Origin of the sequence: Chryseobacterium ureilyticum (genome assembly GCF_900156735.1) — a bacterium.
GTDB lineage: Bacteria > Bacteroidota > Bacteroidia > Flavobacteriales > Weeksellaceae > Chryseobacterium > Chryseobacterium ureilyticum.
This window is the reverse complement of record NZ_FTOL01000022.1, coordinates 1-2,236: the sequence shown is the minus strand read 5'-3', so window position 1 is coordinate 2,236 and position 2,236 is coordinate 1. Positions and strand designations below refer to the sequence as shown.

Annotated in this window: 4 protein-coding genes; 1 reads left to right on the top strand and 3 read right to left on the bottom strand. The window is 32.0% G+C overall.

The features are described from left to right. Positions 1-228: XRE family transcriptional regulator (locus BW983_RS24235; protein ID WP_167370025.1), on the top strand; the 228-nt coding region annotated here is incomplete at its 5' end. Between the two features lie 42 nt (positions 229-270). Here BW983_RS24235 and BW983_RS23645 read toward each other — a convergent pair. The 3 genes from BW983_RS23645 to BW983_RS23780 form a co-directional block, all read right to left on the bottom strand. Further along, entirely contained in the window at positions 271-558 is a 288-nt protein-coding gene (locus BW983_RS23645) for a hypothetical protein (protein ID WP_139329363.1), read from the bottom strand. A gap of 112 nt (positions 559-670) precedes the next feature. Beyond that, entirely contained in the window at positions 671-1,207 is a 537-nt protein-coding gene (locus BW983_RS23640) for a hypothetical protein (RefSeq protein ID WP_076554313.1), read from the bottom strand. Beyond that, positions 1,207-2,118 carry an RHS repeat-associated core domain-containing protein gene (locus BW983_RS23780; RefSeq protein ID WP_084184669.1) on the bottom strand — a complete coding sequence of 304 codons (912 nt, stop codon included), beginning with the start codon at positions 2,116-2,118 and terminating at the stop codon, positions 1,207-1,209. Before BW983_RS23780 ends, BW983_RS23640 begins: the two co-directional genes overlap by 1 nt. Positions 2,119-2,236: the final 118 nt, after the last annotated feature.

Genomic DNA, 2,236 nt, shown 5'->3' with positions numbered 1-2,236 from the left:
GCAAAGCCGACAATGGAAGTAAGATGCTCTATTGAGGTAACCTCACAATTGGTAGAAACCCAAGAAGCGTCTCTGGATTATCTCGTAGGATCTACTGATATTCTACTGGATAAAAATATTGTCTCTAAAATTTTAGATATACAAAAGCTAAAAGAGAACGATAGACAGCATGTCTTCGCTCTTCTGGATGCGTTCCTTAAACAAACTAAGCTGCAAAGCATTCTATAAAACAACAAAGCCACTCAAACGAGTGGCTTTGTTGTTAGAAAACTATCCAATAGTTTCCTGAACATAATCATCAGATTTATAAAAGTCACCCAGCCTTTGACCACAAAATGGACAATGATTTATAATCATCTTCAAAATTTCAGCATCATCTACACTATTTTTATAACCAGATGTAATAAGAAAACCTTTATCAGGTATGGAAGGTTTAATTTGTAATAAATCATTATAAAGTTTTTCAGAGTACTTTATTATTCTAAAATTAAGTCCAAGACTATTTTCTACTAAGCATACTCCTTTTAGTCTTTCGCAACAAAATTTGTTATTATTCATAATTTTTTTTAATTTAAAGATTATGTAATGTTGCATTTGTATTGTATTGTTTTCATTCACAAAACAATACAACAAAACCGCCGTTTTCGCAGTGATTATTTATTAAAAACCATTACAAACATTCATAATGAGCTGTCCATGCTTTAGCTTCTTTAATACTATCTTGTTCATCAAAAATCAATAAATATTTATTAACACTACCACAATACTTTAAGCCATTATATGAGTTGGATATGACATCAACTCTTAAAGAATCATTTCTCAATTTAGTAAAAACTGCTATATGAGATGGCCCTTTAAATTTATCTTTTGTAAATACATTTTGGCTTTTATAGTAGTCTTGTGATTTCCAAAATTTCCCCCAATTTTTTTTATTTATTTTAGATAGACACTTACTTTTTTTATATGGGTTAGTTTTTTCAATATTTAACCAGTTAAAATAACTATCAGATTTATATAGCGGAAAAAAACTTTCATAAATAGAGATTCCATAAGCTCCAGGATTTAAAAGATCTTTATAATACTTTTCTGTACCCTTATTTATAAAATCCTGTTTTATGTATTCAAGCCCTTTTTCATATCTTTCACATGCACATTGTCCATACACTGAAAAACTAATACATACAGATAAAATAATTAAATATTTCATTATTTGGTTTTTGGAGTTAGCATAAAAAGGTTTTTCTTCACATCGATTTTTTTAAAATTACCATCCATGATACTTCTTTCAAAAGGCGTAAAATTATATTGCTTACCATTACGTAGAATATCTGTCGGGCTATATGATTCTCTTTGACCAAATGGTTGAGTAAATTTTCCAGAAGCATCTAATTCTCTTCTAATTGTATTTATAACTTTTTCGTTTGGACCTGGCGCACCATAAATCACATCCTGATCGTTAAGACTATTATATACATGGCTTACTTCGTGAAGAGTAGTCATTCCATATCCCATCGTTAGAGGATTTAATGCCTCACTTGTTCCTGCTATAAATTTATTTACTTGATCAGTATTAATATTTAAGTCATATGTTACTGTTGAACCATACACGCCATCTATTGTTTCACCTCGTGCCCCTGTGGGTTCGATTGAAGATCCTTTAGTGTTGTCTGAATTAATCTGATAGTCAGTTCTATGATTATCAATAGCACCTTTCAACATATCACGAACTGTTTTACTTCCTCCCATATCAGAAGATTCTTTGTAACTCAGCTTCCTATTATCTCCAACAGATAATTTCAATCCCGTTTCTTTTTCTAAATCACTTACAATCTTATTTTGTGTATCAGCAGAAACACTTTTCCCAAATGTTATATCATAGTTCTGCATGCCATCCGGATCAATAAAACGGATTGGATTATTAAAAGCATAAGTATATGGACTCCAACGTCTGGAAGTTTCCGCCAATGGATCTACAACTCCCCATCTACCGATATCCGACATATACAGCCTCGCCCCATAATCATACATTCCCGTTTCCTGAAGCTCCTTACCGTTGTACTTGTAATTCTTATAATTCCCCTGTCCAAAGAAAGCATTTCCGGTTTTTAGGTGGTTCATTCCAAATGGATAATAATCATTGACATCCGTAATTTCAAGAGCGCCTGCGATGGTTCTGCCAAAGCTTATTCTTACCGAACTCCGTTTGCAGCTTTCATAAAAAGTTCTCTTTTATTCA

Bases quoted from the DNA above. Each gene is read 5' to 3' on its own strand.
- BW983_RS23645 (WP_139329363.1), bottom strand. From the start codon at position 558: ATGAATAATAACAAATTTTGTTGCGAAAGACTAAAAGGAGTATGCTTA.
- BW983_RS23640 (WP_076554313.1), bottom strand. From the start codon at position 1,207: ATGAAATATTTAATTATTTTATCTGTATGTATTAGTTTTTCAGTGTAT.
- BW983_RS23780 (WP_084184669.1), bottom strand. From the start codon at position 2,118: ATGAACCACCTAAAAACCGGAAATGCTTTCTTTGGACAGGGGAATTAT.